19 protein-coding genes are annotated in these 16,823 nt (G+C 70.6%); 12 read left to right on the plus strand and 7 right to left on the minus strand.

The window, feature by feature from the left end; genetic code table 11:
* Window positions 1-389: 389 nt before the first annotated feature.
* The 7 genes from ACBR40_RS45610 to ACBR40_RS45640 form a co-directional block, all read right to left on the minus strand.
* Window positions 390-605, minus strand: coding sequence for a hypothetical protein (locus ACBR40_RS45610; protein ID WP_371252772.1), 216 nt, complete (start codon window positions 603-605; stop codon window positions 390-392).
* Window positions 595-1,128 carry an RNA polymerase sigma factor gene (locus ACBR40_RS45615; protein ID WP_371252773.1) on the minus strand — a complete coding sequence of 178 codons (534 nt, stop codon included), beginning with the start codon at window positions 1,126-1,128 and terminating at the stop codon, window positions 595-597. The genes ACBR40_RS45610 and ACBR40_RS45615 overlap by 11 nt, the downstream gene beginning before the upstream one ends.
* A 252-nt stretch (window positions 1,129-1,380) precedes the next feature.
* A complete protein-coding gene (locus tag ACBR40_RS45620; RefSeq protein ID WP_371252774.1) occupies window positions 1,381-1,620 on the minus strand; it encodes a hypothetical protein in 240 nt (79 codons plus the stop codon).
* 228 nt (window positions 1,621-1,848) lie between these two features.
* On the minus strand, window positions 1,849-2,709 hold the full coding sequence (locus ACBR40_RS45625; RefSeq protein ID WP_371252775.1) for a hypothetical protein: 861 nt from the start codon (window positions 2,707-2,709) through the stop codon (window positions 1,849-1,851).
* Window positions 2,706-3,518, minus strand: a complete 813-nt coding sequence (locus tag ACBR40_RS45630; RefSeq protein WP_371252776.1) for an AAA family ATPase — start codon at window positions 3,516-3,518, stop codon at window positions 2,706-2,708. Before ACBR40_RS45630 ends, ACBR40_RS45625 begins: the two co-directional genes overlap by 4 nt.
* A gap of 473 nt (window positions 3,519-3,991) precedes the next feature.
* A complete protein-coding gene (locus ACBR40_RS45635; protein WP_371252777.1) occupies window positions 3,992-4,828 on the minus strand; it encodes a phosphoribosylaminoimidazolesuccinocarboxamide synthase in 837 nt (278 codons plus the stop codon).
* Between the two features lie 10 nt (window positions 4,829-4,838).
* Window positions 4,839-5,585: a GntR family transcriptional regulator gene (locus tag ACBR40_RS45640; RefSeq protein ID WP_371252778.1), complete on the minus strand. Its 747-nt coding sequence runs from the start codon at window positions 5,583-5,585 to the stop codon at window positions 4,839-4,841.
* A gap of 254 nt (window positions 5,586-5,839) precedes the next feature.
* Between ACBR40_RS45640 and ACBR40_RS45645 the strand changes: the two genes are divergently transcribed.
* The 12 genes from ACBR40_RS45645 to ACBR40_RS45700 all read left to right on the plus strand — a co-directional run bounded on the left by ACBR40_RS45645 (window position 5,840) and on the right by ACBR40_RS45700 (window position 16,575).
* Window positions 5,840-6,046, plus strand: coding sequence for a helix-turn-helix domain-containing protein (locus tag ACBR40_RS45645; RefSeq protein WP_371252779.1), 207 nt, complete (start codon window positions 5,840-5,842; stop codon window positions 6,044-6,046).
* Window positions 6,047-6,189: 143 nt separating this feature from the next.
* Complete coding sequence (locus ACBR40_RS45650) at window positions 6,190-7,152, plus strand: hypothetical protein (protein ID WP_371252780.1); 963 nt, start codon at window positions 6,190-6,192, stop codon at window positions 7,150-7,152.
* Window positions 7,149-8,327, plus strand: a complete 1,179-nt coding sequence (locus tag ACBR40_RS45655; RefSeq protein ID WP_371252781.1) for a hypothetical protein — start codon at window positions 7,149-7,151, stop codon at window positions 8,325-8,327. The genes ACBR40_RS45650 and ACBR40_RS45655 overlap by 4 nt, the downstream gene beginning before the upstream one ends.
* Entirely contained in the window at window positions 8,324-9,085 is a 762-nt protein-coding gene (locus ACBR40_RS45660) for an SsgA family sporulation/cell division regulator (protein ID WP_371252782.1), read from the plus strand. Before ACBR40_RS45655 ends, ACBR40_RS45660 begins: the two co-directional genes overlap by 4 nt.
* Complete coding sequence (locus ACBR40_RS45665; RefSeq protein WP_371252783.1) at window positions 9,082-9,333, plus strand: hypothetical protein; 252 nt, start codon at window positions 9,082-9,084, stop codon at window positions 9,331-9,333. Before ACBR40_RS45660 ends, ACBR40_RS45665 begins: the two co-directional genes overlap by 4 nt.
* The gene (locus ACBR40_RS45670; protein ID WP_371252784.1) at window positions 9,333-9,761 is read left to right on the plus strand and encodes an ATP-binding protein; all 429 of its coding nucleotides are present in this window, start codon (window positions 9,333-9,335) and stop codon (window positions 9,759-9,761) included. The genes ACBR40_RS45665 and ACBR40_RS45670 overlap by 1 nt, the downstream gene beginning before the upstream one ends.
* A complete protein-coding gene (locus ACBR40_RS45675) occupies window positions 9,758-10,015 on the plus strand; it encodes a hypothetical protein (protein ID WP_371252785.1) in 258 nt (85 codons plus the stop codon). The genes ACBR40_RS45670 and ACBR40_RS45675 overlap by 4 nt, the downstream gene beginning before the upstream one ends.
* Entirely contained in the window at window positions 10,012-11,727 is a 1,716-nt protein-coding gene (locus ACBR40_RS45680) for a hypothetical protein (RefSeq protein ID WP_371252786.1), read from the plus strand. The genes ACBR40_RS45675 and ACBR40_RS45680 overlap by 4 nt, the downstream gene beginning before the upstream one ends.
* 145 nt (window positions 11,728-11,872) lie before the next feature.
* Window positions 11,873-14,203 carry a hypothetical protein gene (locus tag ACBR40_RS45685; RefSeq protein ID WP_371252787.1) on the plus strand — a complete coding sequence of 777 codons (2,331 nt, stop codon included), beginning with the start codon at window positions 11,873-11,875 and terminating at the stop codon, window positions 14,201-14,203.
* Between the two features lie 241 nt (window positions 14,204-14,444).
* Complete coding sequence (locus tag ACBR40_RS45690; protein ID WP_371252788.1) at window positions 14,445-15,608, plus strand: M48 family metalloprotease; 1,164 nt, start codon at window positions 14,445-14,447, stop codon at window positions 15,606-15,608.
* 56 nt (window positions 15,609-15,664) lie between these two features.
* Window positions 15,665-16,138: an ATPase gene (locus ACBR40_RS45695; RefSeq protein ID WP_371252789.1), complete on the plus strand. Its 474-nt coding sequence runs from the start codon at window positions 15,665-15,667 to the stop codon at window positions 16,136-16,138.
* Window positions 16,139-16,179: 41 nt separating this feature from the next.
* Window positions 16,180-16,575 (plus strand): hypothetical protein, encoded by a 396-nt coding sequence (locus tag ACBR40_RS45700; RefSeq protein ID WP_371252790.1) that lies wholly within the window; start codon window positions 16,180-16,182, stop codon window positions 16,573-16,575.
* The last annotated feature ends 248 nt before the right edge of the window (window positions 16,576-16,823 follow it).

Here is a 16,823-nt window from a genome sequence, read left to right on the forward strand (position 1 = left end):
CGGCGCATTCATCGGCTACCGCCGATCTTCCTGCACAGCCAGCTCCCCGTGGGCCTCTCCGAACACCACCTGCCCGAGCTCACGCCAGTGCTCCGGAGCGGATCAACACCATCGCGTGTACCCGAGCTCGCGCCCACAACGGGGCCAGCGCCGCCATCGCCGAATGCGATCGACCCTTCGGCGATTACAGCCAGGCCACTCCCGATCGCAAGCCCGACCCCGGCCACCACATCACCACGCCTGCCGTCATCAACGGACCGTAGCGCCATAATCAGTTCTGATCCTCCCGGAAGGCCAGCAAGACCCATGTCAGGAGGCAATCTCGGGCATAGATGAGCCCCCTGGGTCACCTCGTCAGTAGCCCAGGAGGCTCGTCCGCGTTGTGCGACCTACCGAGGCGACGAAGGGCCGGACCAGCTGGCGGTGTGGTCGGCCGATCCGTCGTAGACGACATTACTGGCGGATGCGTCAGGCTCGTCGGCTATGTCGTGGTACAGGTCGCGCAACCGCTGCTCGACGTCGATCACTGCGTCCAAGGACTCCAGCGCGGACCTGGATGCCAGTGTGAGAAGAGTGTCGAGTTCAAGGTCTCGTTCACGGTCCATCGCTTGCCTCCTTTCCTGCCGCTTCGATGTGCTGGCGGTGCAGTGCCTTGAGCTTCTCCCGGGCGTGACGGGCATGGGAGCGCACCGTGGCAGGCTTCTGGCCCGTCATCGCCGCGATCTCTCCGGGCTCGTAGCCGTCGATGATCCACGCCATGACCTCGCGCTGCTCCCTGGGCAGCGTGTCCAGCATCTCCAGCACCAGCAAGGCGCTGGAACTGTAGGACACGTGATCCGCAAGGCAACTGAAGAAAAGCTTGTTCTGGAGAAGCTTGTTCTTCTGACGGTGACGAAGGACGATCCTCGTCGCCGCAGCGCGCACCCACAACCTGGGGGCGGAGTGGATGCTCGACCAGTTCCTGAAGGCGTCCTTCATGGCCTCTTGGGCAGCGTCCTCCGCTTCTGCCCGCGCGCCCCAGCGGATCAGGAACCAGACGAGATCTGCGAAGTTGCCCCGGTAGAAGTCCTCGAACTCATCCCGCAGGACGTCCTGGGTCTTCGTCTCCAGCTGCTCGAACGTGGACACTGAATCGTGCTCCTTGTCTTCTCGCCTGTTGGTTCGAGGCGAGAGGTGGTCGCCGCTTGCAGACTCCTGAGCATGTGAGCCGTTTCCTCTCGAGATGGCTGCCGCTGGAGGGTTCCGGCAGCTCTGCCGGTCTTTCCGGCATATGGCGGGGCGGGAGTCGTTGGCGAACGAGTCCCGCCCCGTTTGGTCTAAGAGTGCGATCGGGGAGGCCAGCGTGCAAAACCGGTCCGGGAAAGTCTGGTAGCCGGACTCTCAGCGTCGCCGGCGGGCCAGGATCGCGAAGGCGACAGCAACCCCCGCCGTGGTCAGAGTGACCGGGACGGACTGCGTGGTCATGTACGCGGCCGGCACACCAACCATGGCGGCGTTGGCGACCACCACGAGTCGCCCCGCCGGGTCATCAGCAGCGGACGAGCTGGCCGTCGTGGAGAACTGGCCCTCTATGGCCTCGGAATCTTGAGCGTTTTCTGTAGGGGTGGTGTCCTCGTGCATGTGTTCCTCCTCTGGTGGCCAGTTCTGGAGGAGCAAGTGCATGCGGGAGGCACCAGCGTGCAAGTCGTCGGCAGAGGCAACTCCAGCGCTGCGATCTGGAGAGCCTCGGCGCACGCGGAGGTCCGAGTGCACCAGGAGGTTCGGCCGAGGCGATCTACGTTAGAGGGTGCCCAACCAGTACTGGCGGGGCACCCACGGTTGATCTTGATGACAAATTTGTCATCAAGATCAACCGTTCTTGCCGAACTCCGACTCCAACACCCACACCGCTTGTTGCAGCGCTGGGAAGAGTACGTCCTTGCCCCAGTCTGGGTCTTCCTTCGCGGCCTCGATGAGGCGCTTTCCTTCGCCGTCAGTAACCAGCATGGCGAACTCTCGGAAGCGGCTCAGGTTCCTGGAGTAGACGCTCCCTTCCTGCGCGAGTTCGCCGGCATCTTCCTCGGCGGGTAGGTATCCCTTGGCTCGGGCCACCCGCACGAGCGCGGCGGCTGATTTTTTGCCCTGGGTTGAGTCCCACACTTCGTACAGCGCCTCTCGACCGTACTCCTCGAGCACGGGTCTCACAGCGGTGGCCTGGCCCTCGTTTACATCACGGTCCACGCCGTGTTCGGCCAGTGCCTCTACAACGGGAATGTCAGCGATGACGCGAGACACGTACGACGGATGCCATGGGTGTTCGGCCTTGATGTACGCCGTGAACGATGTGTAGCCCTTCTCCTTGAACAACTCGTGCTCGCGGATCGCCTCAAGAGCGCGACCCACCGCCAGCAGCCACTGCATAGTGACCGTGGTGATGTGTCGCTCGCAATCTTCCAGCGTCGGTACCACTCCGCTGGAAATCTTCTCCACGAAGGCGTCGGTCGGGGCCGTGGCGGTTGGAGCTACCTCGGGGCGACTACTCACCACAACCTCTGCACCGGAGCCTGCCGGAGCTGTCCAAGAAATGTCGGCCTGGGCGGACAGGGCCGCAGCCTCCTGCTGTGCTCTCTCCAGGCGCTCGAAGGCGTCCTCGGCGGCGTTGCCTCGGTCGGCTGCCCGCCTGCGCTGCGGCGGGCGATGCTGCTCGCGGGCGTCAGCCGGAGGTGTCACTTCCGCTCCCCTTGCAGGCCAGGTACTTCGTCCATGCCGAGAGCGAAAGCTGCCAGTTCGGCGAACACCTTGCCGTAGTCGCGAAAAGCGCGTGGGAACATGCCGAACGCTTCGGCGTACCGGATGGAGTCATACAGCGGTGTGGAGAACACTGGGTAGTCCTTCTTCTCTACCCGGGCGTAAGAGGTGCGCAGCAGGTTCGTGTCGTTGCCGCCGGCCTGCTTGGCTCGGGCGAACAAGACGATCGCGGCCAGCTCGCCACCGTGAGCAGCCTTGAGCGAGTCCATCTGCTCGGCCACCTTGAACGTCGAGTCCAGCTGGGCGGTGTCCATGGGGGTGGGCTGACAGGGAATCACGAAGGTGTCTGTCACCATCAGCCCGGCCCGCAGGATGTCATCGTGTTGCGGACTGGTGTCGATGACCAGATGTGTGAACTGTCCCTCCATCGCGGTCACCCGCTTAGCCAGGTCCGGCGTGGCCCATGGCATGACGGTCAGGTTGACCGGCCACTCGTCACCCGCGCCGAGCTTCCACATGAGGCTGCTCTGGTTCTTCGGGTCGCCGTCGACGAGCAGGACGGGGTCGCCTGTGAGCGCGAGGGCAAGAGCCAGATGGACGGCGGTCGTGGTTTTGTTGACGCCGCCCTTCATGTTGCCGATCGTGACGCGGATGGGCCGGCCAGCGATGGCGGCGACGACGCTCTCGAACAGAGCCCGGTCAGCGGGCGCCAGGAGGGCCCAGATGGCAGCGAGCTGTTCCTGGACGGCTGCGGAGTCAAGCTGTACGGAGGTTGGGGGTGGGGTAGTCACGGCGTCATCCTGCCGTGGCGACCAAGGTTGACGGTCATAGGTCCTCCTGTGATGAGTTGTCACCGGCGTCGGTGACAACCGACATCCTAGGGAGACCTGCACCGGCAGGCACGCAGAAAGGCCGCCACCTAGAGCAGGGGCGGCCTTTCCAGGCTTCTCATCACAGAAGTTACGGCGATGATACTCGCTGCTTGCGTTGGCCCGTTCGGGTTACAACCGGATGGCTGCTCAACGCCCTTCTCGATGCTCTGCAGCTAGATCGTCAGCGTCCACCCATGGCTTGTCCATCGCTCTGGCGAGAGCGTCGATACTGTCCATAGCAGGCGTGATTCCCAACCCTCGCAGAAGCATCGATGCCCCCGTTCTGGCCAGCTGGTCATCACCCGAGGTGGCAGTGTCGAGCCCATGCGAGTGGAGCAGCTCTCGGACTTCGCGCACCAGGTGCGTCGGGTCGAAGTACTGTCGGCCGGTCGTCACTTTTCCTCCCACTTGTGGCCGGTGATGCGCTCGTAGACCTCGATATAGCGGGCTCGGGTGGCTTGAACAATGTCGTCGGGAATCGACGGCCCGGGCGGGGTGCGGTCCCAGTCGAGTGTGGAGGACCAGTCGCGGACGAACTGCTTGTCGAGCGCATGCTGGGTGCGTCCTGGCTGCCAGGAGCTGGCTGGCCAGAAGCGGCTGGAGTCGGAGGTGAGCACTTCATCGGCCAGGACCAGCGTGCCGTCCGGCGCGCGTCCGAACTCGAGCTTGGTGTCGGCGATGATGATGCCCCGTTCGGCGGCGATCTCAGCTCCGCGCCGGTAGATCTCCAGGGTTATGTCTCGCAGTCGAGCGGCGGTGTCTGCGCCAATCTGGTCGACAACGTCGTTGAAGGTGATGAATTCGTCGTGTCCGACTGTGGCCTTCGTGGTCGGCGTGAAGATCGGCTCGGGGAGCTTCGAACCCTCAGCCAGCCCGGCCGGGAGCGGCACTCCGGAGACCGTGCCCTTCGCGCGGTACTCCTGCAGGCCCAGGCCAGCCAGGTAACCGCGGGCGATCCACTCAACGGGGAGCATCTCCAAGCGGCGGCATCGTACGGCACGACCGGCCCACTCAGCAGGCACGTCTGTGCCGCTGATCACATGGTTTGGGCAGACATCGGCGAGTTGGTCGAACCACCACAGCGATAGAGCCGTGAGGATCTTCCCCTTGTCCGGGATGGGGGTGGGCAAGACGACGTCGTAGACGCTGACACGGTCCGAAGCGACCAAAATGAGGTCCTGGCCGTCCAGATAGACGTCCCTGACCTTGCCTGAATGAATAAGTTCCACAGAAGATCCTCTAGCTGTTGGTGATCTCGAACTCGTAGCTTTGCCAACGCCCCGCGGTGGAGACGTACTCGCCGTACTCCAGCACCAGGCCGTCGGCGTCAAGAATCCAGTTCCGGCCCCTTAGGACGGGCGACCCGACAACAATCCCCAGGTCTAGCGCATCCTGCTCAGTGGCTGCGTCAGCAGCATGCTGGTCCCTCGACGTCGTGATGGCCCGGCCCGTCATCTCTTCCACGTAGCCAAACGTGCCTTGCACAATCCTCTCGGTCTGCAGTAGCCGGGGGGCGAGCTCGGCGAGCTGACCGTCGAACCAGCTCGTGGACGCCGAAACAGGCTGGTTGCCGCGATATGTCACTCGATGCCGCCGAATCGCGGGGGTGCCGGCTTCGACTCCCAGTGCATCAGCTACATGCTCTGGCGCCTCGACCAACGTTGCCGATTGGATCTTGGCGTGCTCGTCGGGTGGGTAGATGCGCCCAGTCCGCCTGATAGACACTGCACGGTCCGTTGGTGAGTGGGATGTGCTTGCCGTGTTGACGACTGTCCCCACGCCTACCACCGCACGGGTCACGCCTTCCGCTCGCAGGGTGGCCAGGGCTTTTGTGGCGGTGGCCAAGGCAATGTTCCAGTCCTTGCTGAGCTGGCGCGCCGAAGGAATCGTGTCACCGTCCTGCAACTCGCGACGTTCGATCTGGTCCCTGATGTGTCGGACCACCTGAAGATAGGGGGGTTCAGGTCGGTGAACCTCAGGTGCCACGGCAACTCCTCCTGTGAGCTGGGTTGGCGAGTGGTGTTAGTCCAAGCGTACTAGTACACCAAAGGGCAGTGGTAAGTCACCCTGGCGATACAGCTCGCCCCTCGTGATTGACAGTGTTCTAGTACACCATCTAGGTTGCGTGCTAGTACACCGAGTCCGATTTGGACGAGACAACGAAGGGCGGCCTGGTGCTGAACCCACCAGGCCGCCCACAGGGTCGCACCCGTCCCCTTCAGAACAGGAGAAACGACCCAATGACCATCCTTACAGAGGGGCTGGCTCAGGAACAGTTGCTGCTGCCCTCCGAGGTGGCGGACGTCTTCCGTGTCCACCCCGGGACCATTCGCCGGTGGGTAAGGAGCGGGCGGCTCAAGGCTGTGCCGACGCCCGGGGGGCGGCTCCGCCGCTTCCGTTCCACGCACATTGCGGAACTGCTGGCCACTGATGAGGCGGTGGCCTGAATGGGAAAGCGAATGAGCATCGCGGGAGCCGCTGCCTCAAGCGCGATCAAGTGCACGGCCCTCGCGCTGGTCCTGATGACCGCGACGCCCGCAGAGGTCATGGAGCACCAGGCCTCCTGCACCCAGTGTCAGGAGGCGGCCCGATGACCGCCTCGTCTGTACAGATCCCTTCGTCTGCTGAGCAGTCCAAGGCCCTGCTGGCCGACGCGGCGAACAGGGACCGCTTCTACGAGAACTCCTCCGTCTGCGACAAGCAGCTTCGCTACGCGTTGCGCAAGGGCGACGACGCCGCGACCGCGATGTACGCGGCGCAGGCCGCAACCGCGCACGCGATGCTGGCCGTCGTCGACGAGCTGGCCGGGCTGCGCGCCGAGCTGCGCCAGACGGCCGCCGCTCCCCGTGAGGACCTGGCCCAGCTCGCCAGTCTGGTGCGCAACCTGGCCACCGCGGTGGCCACGGCGGCCGCACAGGACGCCGACACCGCCAGCGCGATCCGCGACCTGCACCGCACCCTCGCTGAGGGTATGGACAACCAGGCCGACCAGGTCCTGGCCGTGAAGGGGGCGGTTGAGGAGGGCCTGGCCGACGTCACCGACGTCCTCGAAGCCCGGCGCGGCGGCTGGTGGTCGCGGCTGCTGTGGTGGCGCATCAACCACCGCGCGACGCGGCCTGGCGCCACTCCCGACTCCATGGCCGCCTCGACGCCCTCGCTCCCGCCGCTCGACTCGCCCCTGCCGGTGGTGCCCGCCATCCCGGCCGGCCAGGACGCCCTGGAGCGGCTGGCCTACCTGCGGGAGGTGCTGGCGGACTGGGCGGTGACGCTGCCGGACAACCCGAACCGGTCGGGGCTGCGGCAGGGCCTGGCCGCCACGGTCTACGAGGCGTGGGAGGCCACGCACGCCGTCATCCCCAAGGTGGTGGACTCCAGCGTCTCCGGCCCGGTGCAGGACGCCGTGCTGCGCCTGGGCTCGGCGCTGCAGGAGATGGGCCCGGCCGGGGTGCCGTCGATGGAGTCCGTGCGGGCCGTCAGCGACCGGCTCACCGAACTACTCAAGGTCGTCGCCGCAGAGGCCGTGGCGGCGCGGGCGGAGGTGGACGGGCGATGAGCATCGCGACCCCCAACCGCGAGTCCTCCCACCACGGCGACCTGGACCGGGTGCTGGCGGAGATCGAGCGTCGGCTGGTGCTGGACCAGGCCCCGCCCGCGCTGCCGCCGGCACCGCTGCCCGAGGACCCCCAGCCGGTCGACGACCGACAGAGTGACCTCGAGCCCCTGCTCGCCACTCAGGCCGACGTCGACACCCAGGGCGACGATGAGGAGTTCGACGCGGACGACGCGGACGACGACATCGTCGACGGCGAGATCGTCCCAGACCTGCCCATGGTGTCCGGGGAGACCCGGCGTGTGCAGCGGCTGCGCCTGGAGGTGGCTGAGGCGCACGAACTGGCGCGCCTGCAGGCCGATGAGGCGCCGCTGCTGATCGACACCAACAAGGTGCGCAAGCGCCGCCTGGCTGTCTACGAGGCCGCCCGGCTGCACGAGCTCGCCCAGGACCCGGTCGCGCTGGCCTACCGCGACGCCAAGGTGCGTCGCACGACCACCGTGATGGTGATGGCGGCCGCGACCATCGGCCTGGCCGTCTCCAGCATCGGCGTGCAGGCCTCGGTGGCCACGGCGCTGAAGCTGGAGCGGCACACCTTCACCTGGTGGGCGGCGTTCGGCGTGGAGCCGGCCCTGTCGCTTCCGCTGCTGGCCGCCGTGGCGGTGCAGGCATACTCCGCGATGCGCGGTCAGGTCGTCGACCGTAAGGACAAGGACGGCCCGGGCCGCAAGCTGCTGCGCGCCGAGGCGCTGCTGCTGGCGCTGACGCTGATCCTCAACTGCTGGCCCGCGTTCGCGCCCGGCGTCGACTTCAGCCCGCTGACCCTGGTCGTGCACAGCCTGGGCCCGATCGCGGCGGTGACCGCCGTGTGGGTGCTGCCGGCGCTGTGGTCGGTGCTGCAGGTGCTGCCCGTACCGGAGACCTCCGGTACAGGCCGTACCGGGGGCCGTACTGCCCCTCAGTACAGGACAAATGCCAGCCGCCAGTACAGCGCTCCGCCCACCCCCGCGAGGGTCGACGTCGAGGCGCTGAAGCGTCGGGCGCGTGCTCTGATCGCCGCCGGCGAGCTGTCGGCGGACGCGGGCGTCGGCAAGTTCCGCGACGCACTGGGATGCGGCACCACCTACGCCAGCCAGGTCAAGAAGGCTCTGGCGGCAGAGACGGGAGGTGCGGCATGAAGCCCGCGACCTCGGTGACGCAGGCGTTGACGCTCTGGCCGGTCGACGAGCGCCAACTGCGGCCCGGACGGCGGCGCTCCCGGGAGCAGGGCCAGGAACCGGTGCAGGCCGTGCTGGCCTACGAAGCCGACGACCCGTACGCGGTTCACCTGCTGTTTCCGTACTCGCGCGGCGACGCCGGCGAGATGGTGTCCTGGCAGTTCGCCCGGGCGCTGCTGGTCGTCGGACAGGCAACAGCCGCAGGTGAGGGCGACGTCACGGTCGCCCCGCACGAGGCGGCCGGCTACCTGGTCCTCACGCTGATGCCGGAGCACGGCGTCCAGCTGAGGTTCCTGGTCGCCCGCGCGCTGGTGGCCAAGTTCGTCGAGGCCACCGTCGAGGTGGTCCCCATCGAGCGTGAGCATGAGCGGATCGACTGGGATCGGGAGCTGGCCGCGCTGCTGGGCCACCAGGCGCAGGTCAGGATGCGTGAGACCGACTTTCCCTGGGGGAGCCGGGAGGGCACGCTGGCCGCCGCTCCCGACGATCGGAACCTGGTGGTCATCACCGTGCCCTCCAGCGTGGGCACGCCGGTCGTCTGGCGCGTCAGCCGCGATGAGCTGGCCCGCATGGTCGACCAGGCACGCCGTGTCGTCCAGGCCCGCGGCAGGGTCATCCGGCTGGCCGTGCCGGGGGACGCCGAGCTGCTGCTGGGCGTGGGGGCCGTGCAGGAGTTCCTGCTGGTCAGCTTCCACACCGCGCTGGATGGTGCGTCATGACCGCCGTGCTGGCGCCGACGTGCGCCCTGACGCGCGATGAGCTGGTCATGCTGGCGGCCGCCTACAGCGAGCTGCTGGCCGCCGCCCGCGCGAGCGTGGCCGCGGCCGCGGCCGGCGAGCCGGACCCGCTCGTCTACGTGCGCGAACACCTTGCCGAGCACGGCCAGGTGCCGCCCGCCGGCGCCCGGCCGGTGGTGCTGCTGGCGCAGGCCGCGGTCCCGTCGACGCACCGGACGGGGGTGGCGTGATGGCGATCGCGATCTCGGCGCCCGTGACCGTCTCGCGCAGCTTCGCCGGGCTGGCCTCCTCCATCGGCGAGGCCCGCGCGTGGGCGATCGCGCTGCTGCCGGTGGGCTGTGGCCGGGCCGGCGACGTCGCCCTGGTGGTGTCGGAGCTGGCCACCAACGCCGTGCTCCACTCGGCGTCCGGCGCGTCCGGCGGCCGGTACGCGGTTCAGATCGAGGTGGACGCGGCCGCCGGTTCGGTGGGCGTGACCTGCATCGATCTGGGGCCCGCGCTGGTGCCGGCGGCCCGCCGGGAGGGCGAGGGCGGCCGCGGCCTGGCCCTCGTTCGGGAGCTGGCCGACACCTACGAGGTCCTCGCCGAGCCGACCAGCCGCACCGTGTGCTGCTGGCTCGACTGGCGCCCCGCCGCCGCTGACGGGGGGCCGCGATGAGCGCCCGCCGTAGCGAGAGCGTCACCGGCCACCTGGTGGGCGTCGGCATCGTCTCGGCGCTGGCCTGGTGGGGCCTGCAGGCCACGTCGCTGCCGCCGCTGGCGGCGGCCTGGCTGGCGGGCCTGGTCACCGGCCTGTTCTGCCTGCCCGGCCTGTCCCTGCTGCTGCGCAAGGCGCGTGCCGCCGTGGCTGCCGAGCCTGCCCGCCCGACCCGGCGCCGCGGCGCCGGGACCACTTCGCGGAGGACCTCATGACCGACCGCACGATCACTGTCCCCCCGGACGTCCCCCCGGACGTCCGGGGGGACACCCCGCCCGCGACCAGCGACAACGCGATGCCGTCCGACGCCGGGCAGGCCGCCCCGGCCGGAGCGGCCCAGGCGCCTGGCGAGGACTTCCGCAGCCCGGAGGAGGCGGCGAGCGCGGAGCCCCCGGACGCGGACGACGACGGCTCCGCCCAGGAGACCGCTGAGCAGAGCGGCCGCCTGCCCGCCGGGCAGCTCGCGCTCGGTGGCGCCTCCGGGGCCGCGACGGTGCTCGGCACCCTGTACCACCTGCTCGGTCTGCCGGGCGTCGTGGGCGGCGCCGTGGTGACCGCCACCGGCGCGGCGCTGTATGTGGCGCGCCGGCGCCAGGACCGCAACGGCTCCCGCTCCCGCAGCGAGTCCGGGCCGTCGAGGGGCGGCGGCTCCGGGCCTGCCCGCTCCGCCCTGTTCAGCGGGGGCCGCTCCTCCCGGAACGGCGTGATGTCCCTGCTCGGGGGCGGGGGGCGTACCCGCCGCTCCGGGGACGGCGGCCCGCTCGCAGGACGCCGCCGCGCTGCCGACGGTAACGCTGGGCATGGGTCGGCGGGCCGGTCGACGTCGACCGGCCGCGGCCGCGGCGGCGGTGGTGGCGGCGCGGCGGGCAGCAAGGCCCAGGCGCCGAGGGCGGACAAAACCGGCCAGGCCGTCAAGCCCAAGCACACGCCCGCGCGGACCGCGTTTCGCCAGGTCGGCCGAGCCGGTCGCACGATCGGCCGCGCTGGCCGAGCAGCGGGACGCGGCGTCGGCTGGGCGGGCAAGGCCACCGGGCGCGGCATCGTCCGGAGCTCGCAGGGCGTCGCCCGGGGCGCGAAGTGGGTCAATCGCACGGCCGGGGACCGGCCCGTCCGGGTCGCCCGGTTCGCCGGCCGCCACAGCGCCCGCGCGACCAGGGCGATCGGGCGTGCCGGCCGGCGCCTGGGCCACGTGCTGGGGCGCGGCGCGCGCCGGGCCGGCGCGTACGTCGACCGGCGCACCGGCAGCCGCGTCTCAGCCGCCTGGAAGGCCGTCCAGGGCTCCGGCGGCGGGTTCCGTGAGCTGCGCCGCCGCGCCGCCGCCGGGCTGTGGCGCTGGGACGCGGGCCTGACCGCGTCCGCGGTGGCCCTGGTGGCGCTGATCAGCGAGCGCTGGCGCAAGCGCCGCAAGGCCCGCGCCCAGGCCAACCCAGGGACCGATGCACGGGCCGGCTCGACCACGACCGAGACGACCACCGGGACGGCCACCGAGACCGACCAGGCCAGCACCACCCAGGACGGCGCCGAACGCCGGCGCCGTCACCCGTATCAGCCGCCGTTCGGTGGCGCGACAACCAGGAGGTCACTCCACATGTCCGGCTCTTTCCCGCTGGTGGCAGCCGCCGCCGAGATGAACGCCCTGGCCCACGCCTACGCCCCGGTCGACATGTGGCAGGTCTCTCGGGAGCTGGATCAGCTCCCCGAGCTGCCCGCCAACGTCGCCAACTCCGTGCGGGCCTACCTGGTGCGGCTGCAGGGCGAGTATCCGATCCACCCGGCCGTCGTGGAGAAGCTGGGCCAGTTCTACGCCGCGCACCGGGTGCTGATCACTATCGCCCAAGAGGTCGGGCCGCTGTTCAAGCAGATCCACGCCGACGACCTCAAGCGCGAGGACGCACCCCGCACCAACGAGCCGCTCTGGAACGTCTGACCAGCCCGAGCGTGCTCTGAGGGCCCTCTCCCAGCCCCTCCCCCGAAGGGGGGTTGGGACGGGGCGCCCCCGGTGCACGACCGGCCCTCACCACAGCACCGACCTGCACCGACCTGCACTATCCGCAGTGAAGGAGAGATCTCCGGTGACTTCGACCAAGACCACCGCGAAGACCGCGAAGGCCGCCCAGGCTGACTGGTCCTTGACCCCGCGCGGGCCTGTCCAGGCGACGGTTCAGGGCGCCCTGGCGCTGGCCGTGCTGGGCGTGGGCAGCGAGCTGGCGTCGGTGTCTCCGATGTGGGCCGCCGTGGCGGGCGTGGGCGGCGTCGGCACCACCATCTTGACCGCCACCCGGCACAATCTGAGCCCGGCCGCCTTGTTCTACCGGATGGGGTGCTGGCTGGGGGCGGCGGGCTGGCTGGCCTACACCTCAGCCACCACGGTGTTCTCCGAGTACGCCGTGGGGTCGCTGGCCGTGGGCGCCTTGGTGGCGGGCCTGGCTTCCCCGCTGGGCAAGCCGACCAAGGACCGGCGCCTGCGCAGCGCCACGGCCCCGGCGCGGGCCAGCACCGCCTTGTTGTCGCGGCAGGCCGTGCAGGTGGCGGGCGACTGGGAGGCCCGCATCATGCGGGTGTGCCGGATGCGTGTCCAGGTCACGGCCGTGGTGCCGTGGCCGACGCGGGCCGGCTACGACGTGCACCTGGTGCTGCCCGGCGCCGGTGTGACCCGCCAGCAGCTCGCCAACTACGCCGAGGCGCTGGCCACCGACGCTCGCCTGGCCATGGGCTGCGGGATCGAGGTCGCGCCCGGTGCCGACCGGGGCCTGGTCGTGCTGCGCGTGTCCACCGTCAACCGGATGGCTATGCCGATCGACTGCCCCGACGACTTCACGCCGCTGTCGATCCTGGGGGCGCTCGGTCTCGGTGAGCACCCCAACTCCGACCCGACCGAGATCTCCATCCGCCAGGAAGCGACCCTGATCGCGGGCAAGCGAGGGTCGGGCAAGACGACCCTGCTGCAGGTCCTGTCGATCGCGCTGGGGCGTTCCACCGACAACCTGACCTGGCACATCGACCTCAACGGCGGCGGCGTCACGCAGATGTGGATCGACGTGTGGCTGGACGGAAAGGTCGAGCGCTGCCCGATCGACTGGGCCGCCGCCGACATCGATGAGGCGATCTTGATGCTGACCGTCGCGGTCGCGATCGCCAAGTACCGCAAGACCGCCTACCGCAAGCTCAAGCGCAAGCACAACACAACGTTGCTGCCGGTCAGCGCGAGTCTGCCGCAGATCACGATCGTGGTCGACGAAGGCGCCGAGCCGTTCAAGGACCCGCGCCTGGCCAAGCTGCTGGGCGAGCTGCAGAACATCGGCCGCGAGCCCGCCGTCAACCTGGTCGTCTCCGCGCTGCGTCCCACTTCCGACCTGGTCCCGGTCAACATGCGCAAGCAGTCGGGCGTGCGCATCCTCATGCACGGCCCCGACGATGACGAGATCGGGCACATGTTCGGCCAGTGGGGCCAGGGCTTGACCATGGACGCGCTCGGCGGGCCGGGCACCGGTCTGATCAGCATCGGCGGCTCCCGGGCCCGCCCGTTCCGCGGGTTCAACGTCTCCCCCGAGCTGGTCGAGCGGGCCGCGATCGCGATCGCCCGCATGCGGCCCGACCTCGACCAGGCCTCGGCCGACGTCGCCGGCTACTGGTACGCCACCCGCTACGAGCGGATGCGCGCCACCTTCACCGCGATGGCGGAGCTGGAGGAGGAGACGCAGGATGACGCCGCCCAGGCCCCGGCCGCCAGTGCCCGGACGGCCCAGGCCGGGGGCGCGGTGCCCGCGGCGCGGCGCGCGTATGAGCCGACGCCGCACCCGGCCCACGTGCCACCCGCCGTGCCGCCCGTCATGCCGCCGGGCGGTGAGACGGGCGGGGCGCCGCACCTGCAGCTCGTGCCCGGCGGCAACGCAGCCGATTGGCCTGACCTGATGGCGCCCCCCGCCGAGCGGGCCGCCCCGGCGCTGCCGGTGAACGCCGCCGACTGGCCCGACCTGATGGGGGTGCCGGCGGCCAGCTCGGCTCCGGTCCCGGCCGGGCCGGCCGGGACCGGCTCACCGAACGTGCCGGCGATCCGGCACGCCCCCGGTCCGGCCCCGGCTCGGCTGGTCGAAGACGGCCACCCGCTCCCGCCGATCGTGGAGGCCGTGCTGGAGGTGTTCCAGCAGGCCCGCCGCGAGCGCGTCCACTCCGAGACGCTCGCCCGCGAACTGCACATCGTTGACGGCCAGGGCCAGCCCAACACCAACGCGCTGGCCGACCTGCTGCGCCCGCTCGGCGTGACCCCGCTCAAGCGGGCCTTCAGCGTCAACGGCGAGGAAGCCCGCGGTTACGCCCTCGATGACGTCCTGGCGGCCGCCAACGCGATCCGCGCCGGACGGCTCCAGGTGCCGCCGGAAGTGGCCGACTGGAGCGCCGCCTAGCAGCCGGCCGGGTGTCCGGGGCGGACGTCCACCCCGGACACCCGGACACCCCCCGGACAGCCCCCCGTACGGCCCTCGACCAGCGGTTGCGTGGCCCGGCCACCCGGACGTCCGGGGGAGGGCACCCTCTCCAAACGCTCCGAGACCCACCCGCACCCCCCGCCGTGTCCCCCGGACACCCGCACCCCCCGCCGTGTCCCCCGGACACCCGGACACCCCGGGAAACCCGAAAGGACGATCCATGACCGACTCGACCACCCAGGCCGCGCCCGCCGACGAGCTGACCGGCCGCATCCTGAACGCCGACGAATGGCCCGACCTGCTGGCCGAACTCCGCGACGACCAAGCCGCTGCCGCCACCCCGCCCGAGGCCGACGACGCCCCCGGCGACGCCCCCGGCGAGCCCGGCCCGGCGGGCCGACCGGCCCCGGCCGCCGGCGTCGAGGACGTCGACCAGGAATTCGACCAGGACGTCGACCAGGAGGACGCGCCCGAGACCGACCTGGACGCCGAGCTGGCCGGCGCCATGATGCTGACCCGGTCCATCACCCGCGCGGCCGGAACCGGCGAGGTCCTGGTGACCATCGCCCCCGCCGAGCTGGCCGACCACGCCCAGTCCACCGTCAACGCCTGCACCGCCATGGGCCGCGTCACGCTCTCGCCGTCGGTGCTGTCGGCGACGTCGGCCCGGCTCGGCGCGACCTTGGCACACGAGACCGCCCATCTGGCCCTGGGCCACTGCCAGGGCCCGCACCGCTGGCACGTGGCCGTCCACCTCTCGGCCCTGCTGGTGGCCGTCCTGTGCGGCACGGCGATGGCCGGCGGCCTGCCCTGGTGGCCGATGCTGACCGCGCTGGCCCTGGTTCTGGCGTTCATGCTCAGCGACGCCCGCAACCGCCGCCGCGAGGAGTACGCCGCCGACGCCCTGTCCGCCAAGATCCTCACGGACATCGGCCACGACGGCTACCGCATGGTCGCCACCACCCTGGAGTGCATCCCGCAAGAGACGCTGTGGTACCGGGCCGGGGGCTGGCTGCTCGGCGGCCACCCGACGCCGCGCGCCCGCGCCCGCCGCCTGGCCAAGATCACGCCGGAGCCGCGGCGCCGGCTGGTCGACGTCGCCGCCACGGCCGACGCCGAGCTCACGGGAGCGCCGCTGGCCGTCGCCCGTGTCCTGGCCGGGCTGGGCGGCCTGACCGCGCTCGGCGCCCTGCTGGCCCACGCCCGCTTCGCCGCCATGTTCGGCCTGGGCGGCATCCCCGCCCTGATCGTGTACGGCGGCGTGATCGCCGCCGCTGTCGTGGCCGCCCTCGCCGCCGTCCGGGCCCGGTTCGCGCCGCTGCCCGTCTACCTGGCCATCGCCATCACCGCGGCGCTGACCACGGCCGCCGTGCTGTCGGCGTGATGACACCAACCCCCGCACCACGTCCAACCGCGACCGAACCGAAGGAGATCTCCATCATGACCGCCAACACCACCTTGCCCCAGTGGCTGACCGAGCTCCTGGCTCAGCGGGCCACCGAAACGGCCGGCACCCCGACTCCCCAGCAGCCGACTGCCGTGGAGATCACCTCGTTCGGGTACGGCCACGCCGCCCCGCCCGAGGCCGACATCGTCGTCGACGCCCGCCGCCGCTTCCGCAACCCGCACGCCGACCCGGCGATGCGCGAGCTGACCGGCCTGCAGGAGAGCGTGCGCGCCCACGTCCTGGCCACCCCCGGCGTGGCCGCCGTCGTCCGCCGCACCGCCCAGCTCGCCGCCGAACTGACCCACGCCACCGCCGCCGGCGGGCCGGTCACCGTTGCCGTCGGCTGCGTCGGCGGCCGCCACCGCTCGGTGGCCATGGCCCAGGCGATCGCCACCGAGCTCGCCGCCGCGGGCCTGCCCGTCACCCTGGTCCACCGCGACGTCGCCCGGCCCGTCATCCAGCGCTGACCTCTCCTCCACGATCCACCCGACCCGAAAGGCAGATCCCCATGACCACCACGACCATCCAGCGCCCCGGCGCCCTTCACGAGGCCCGGAGCTTCCTGGCCGCGACCGCCGAGCGCCTGCGCCAGGAGGACGACCTGCTGAGCTACCCGGTGGACCGCGCCGTCGTCAACGCCGTGCTCGGCGCGAGCGGCGCGCTGCTGGGAGACCGGCGCGGCGGCGAGCGCCTGGCGGTGGCCAGCGACCAGCTGCGGCATCACGTCCAGCACGGCCAGGCCCACCACCAGGACGCGGCCGTGGCCCACACCCTGCTGGCCATCCTGCACGCGCTGGACCCCGACGCGGACACGCAGGCGCACCGGCACCTGCAGGACGCGAACGACCTGATCGAGGCCGATGAGGCCCTGACGGCGGCGACGCGCTCGTGCTGTGCGCGCTGACCGGCCTGGCCTACGCCCTGCTGGCCTCCCGGGACAGCCGATGAGCACCCGCCCGCCGGCGATCGACCTGGTGGTCGCGGCCGTCGTCGTGCTGGCCGTCGTGCTGGCCATCGCCATACCTCGCGGCCTCATCGCCGCCTGAACAGCAGGACGGGCGCGCATCACCGCGGTCATCGGCCAAGACAACCCGCGGCGGGCGCGCCCGCACACCCCACCAATCTCCAGATCAGAGAGGCACCTCCCATCAT

Source organism: Nonomuraea sp. AD125B (assembly GCF_041402765.1).
GTDB classification, from domain to species: Bacteria; Actinomycetota; Actinomycetes; order Streptosporangiales; family Streptosporangiaceae; genus Nonomuraea; species Nonomuraea bangladeshensis.

What these genes read in the sequence shown, in the direction of transcription:
- ACBR40_RS45650 (WP_371252780.1), top strand. Translation starts at nt 6,190, where the DNA reads ATGACCGCCTCGTCTGTACAGATCCCTTCGTCTGCTGAGCAGTCCAAG.
- ACBR40_RS45610 (WP_371252772.1), bottom strand. Translation starts at nt 605, where the DNA reads ATGGACCGTGAACGAGACCTTGAACTCGACACTCTTCTCACACTGGCA.
- ACBR40_RS45665 (WP_371252783.1), top strand. Translation starts at nt 9,082, where the DNA reads ATGACCGCCGTGCTGGCGCCGACGTGCGCCCTGACGCGCGATGAGCTG.
- ACBR40_RS45700 (WP_371252790.1), top strand. Translation starts at nt 16,180, where the DNA reads ATGACCACCACGACCATCCAGCGCCCCGGCGCCCTTCACGAGGCCCGG.
- ACBR40_RS45690 (WP_371252788.1), top strand. Translation starts at nt 14,445, where the DNA reads ATGACCGACTCGACCACCCAGGCCGCGCCCGCCGACGAGCTGACCGGC.
- ACBR40_RS45695 (WP_371252789.1), top strand. Translation starts at nt 15,665, where the DNA reads ATGACCGCCAACACCACCTTGCCCCAGTGGCTGACCGAGCTCCTGGCT.
- ACBR40_RS45680 (WP_371252786.1), top strand. Translation starts at nt 10,012, where the DNA reads ATGACCGACCGCACGATCACTGTCCCCCCGGACGTCCCCCCGGACGTC.
- ACBR40_RS45655 (WP_371252781.1), top strand. Translation starts at nt 7,149, where the DNA reads ATGAGCATCGCGACCCCCAACCGCGAGTCCTCCCACCACGGCGACCTG.
- ACBR40_RS45660 (WP_371252782.1), top strand. Translation starts at nt 8,324, where the DNA reads ATGAAGCCCGCGACCTCGGTGACGCAGGCGTTGACGCTCTGGCCGGTC.
- ACBR40_RS45620 (WP_371252774.1), bottom strand. Translation starts at nt 1,620, where the DNA reads ATGCACGAGGACACCACCCCTACAGAAAACGCTCAAGATTCCGAGGCC.
- ACBR40_RS45645 (WP_371252779.1), top strand. Translation starts at nt 5,840, where the DNA reads ATGACCATCCTTACAGAGGGGCTGGCTCAGGAACAGTTGCTGCTGCCC.
- ACBR40_RS45675 (WP_371252785.1), top strand. Translation starts at nt 9,758, where the DNA reads ATGAGCGCCCGCCGTAGCGAGAGCGTCACCGGCCACCTGGTGGGCGTC.
- ACBR40_RS45670 (WP_371252784.1), top strand. Translation starts at nt 9,333, where the DNA reads ATGGCGATCGCGATCTCGGCGCCCGTGACCGTCTCGCGCAGCTTCGCC.